The 2,248-nt window shown below is 70.0% G+C and carries 1 protein-coding gene; it reads left to right on the top strand.

Annotation, left to right across the window (positions count from 1 at the left end; translation table 11 throughout):
- A partial coding sequence (gene infB, locus FHG66_RS21285) for a translation initiation factor IF-2 (protein ID WP_139079148.1) occupies window positions 1–2,237 on the top strand: 2,237 nt, incomplete at its 5' end.
- Window positions 2,238–2,248 lie beyond the last annotated feature (11 nt).

Genomic DNA, 2,248 nt, shown 5'->3' with positions numbered 1-2,248 from the left:
AGGCTGAGGAGGCGGTCAAGCGTGCGGCGGACGAGGCGGCGCGTGAGGAGGAGCGGGCGCGCAAGCGGGCCGAGATCGAGGCGCGGGAGCGCGAGGAGGCGGCCCGGGCCGAGGAGGCGCGTCTGAAGGCGGCCGAGGAGGAGCGCAAGCGCGCGATTGCCGACCGCAAGGCTGCGGCTCAGGCGGCGACGCCGGCGCCGCGCAACCCGATCACGCCTGGGCCTCCGCCCTCCGAGGAGGACCGTCGCGCGGCGTTGCAGGCGCGCAAGCCCGACCGTGAGAAGGGCGACGCCCGTGGTCCCGCCAAGGACGTCAAGGCCAAGCCGGCGCGCGAGGCCGAGGAACGGCGTGGCGGGCGGCTCACCCTGACCCAGGCCTTGGGCGACGGCGACCGCCAGCGCTCCATGGCTGCGATGCGTCGCAAGCAGGAGCGGGCGCGGGCCAAGGCCATGGGCGGGCATGACGCCCGCGAGAAGGTGGTGCGCGACGTGCAGCTGCCCGAGGCGATCACGGTGGCCGAGCTTGCCAACCGCATGGCCGAGCGCGTGGCTGACGTCATCAAGTCGCTCATGCGCATGGGTGTGATGGCCACGCAGAACCAGACGCTTGACGCCGACACGGCCGAGCTTCTCATCGAGGAGTTCGGGCATCGGGTGGTGCGCGTGTCCGACGCCGACGTGGAGCAGGCCATCGATGCCGTGGCCGATGCGCCCGACGCGCTGCAGGCGCGCCCGCCCATTGTGACCATCATGGGCCATGTGGACCACGGCAAGACCTCGCTGCTGGACGCGATCCGCAAGGCCAACGTCGTGTCCGGCGAGGCCGGGGGCATCACGCAGCACATCGGCGCCTATCAGGTGCGGACCGAAGGCGGCAGCCTCCTGACCTTCCTCGACACCCCCGGCCACGCGGCTTTCACCTCCATGCGGGCCCGGGGCGCGCAGGTGACGGACATCGTGGTGCTGGTGGTGGCGGCGGATGATGCGGTGATGCCGCAGACCGTTGAGGCCATTGCGCACGCCAAGGCGGCCAAGGTTCCCATGATCGTGGCCATCAACAAGGTCGACAAGTACGACGCCGATCCGCAAAAGGTCCGCACCGATCTCCTCCAGCACGAGGTGGTGGTCGAGGCGATGTCGGGCGACGTGCAGGACGTGGAGGTGTCGGCCAAGACGGGGCAGGGGCTCGACGACCTGCTCGAGGCCATTGCGCTGCAGGCCGAGATCCTGGAGCTGCGCGCCAACCCCGAGCGCGCCGCCATGGGCGCCGTGATCGAGGCCAAGCTCGATGTGGGCCGCGGTCCGGTGGCCACGGTGCTCGTGCAGAACGGGACCCTGCGCAAGGGCGACATCTTTGTCGTGGGCGAGAAGTGGGGCAAGGTGCGCGCCCTGATCAACGACAAGGGCGAGACTGTCACCGAGGCCGGTCCGTCGGTTCCTGTGGAGGTTCTGGGCCTGGATGGCACGCCGCAGGCCGGCGACGTGCTGAACGTGGTCGACACCGAGCAACAGGCCCGCGAGATCGCCGACTACCGCGAGAAGGTCACGCGCGACAAGCGTGCGGCCGCGGGCGCGGCGACGACGCTGGAGCAGCTCATGGCTCGGGCCAAGGCGGACCTCAGCGTGGCCGAGCTGCCCATCGTGGTCAAGGCGGACGTCCAGGGCTCGGCCGAGGCCATCGTGCAGGCGCTGGAGAAGGTCGGCAACGAGGAGGTGCGGGTGCGCGTGCTGCATAGCGGCGTGGGCGCCATCACCGAGTCGGACATCGGCCTGGCCGAAGCCTCCAAGGCCCCGGTCATCGGCTTCAACGTCCGGGCCAACGCTCCGGCGCGGGCGGCGGCCAACCAGAAGGGCGTGGAGATCCGCTACTACTCGATCATCTATGATCTGGTGGACGACATCAAGGCGGCGGCCTCGGGCCTCCTTAAGGCCGAGGTGCGCGAGCGCTTCATCGGCTACGCCCGCATCCTCGAGGTCTTCAAGGTCTCGGGCGTGGGTCGCGTCGCGGGCTGCCTCGTCACCGAGGGCGTGGCGCGCAAGTCGGCGGGCGTGCGTCTGCTGCGCGACAACGTGGTCATCCACGAAGGGACGCTCAAGACGCTGCAGCGCTTCAAGGACCAGGTGGGCGAGGTCCAGTCGGGCCAGGAGTGCGGCATGGCCTTCGACAACTACGATGACGTCCGCGCAGGCGACATCATCGAGATCTTCGAACGCGAAACCGTCGAGCGGACCCTGTAAGCCACCCCAAG

Source organism: Rubellimicrobium rubrum (genome assembly GCF_006152115.1).
GTDB classification, from domain to species: Bacteria; Pseudomonadota; Alphaproteobacteria; order Rhodobacterales; family Rhodobacteraceae; genus Rubellimicrobium; species Rubellimicrobium rubrum.
The sequence above is the reverse complement of the archived record's forward strand: the minus strand, read 5'-3'. Positions and strand labels throughout refer to the sequence as shown.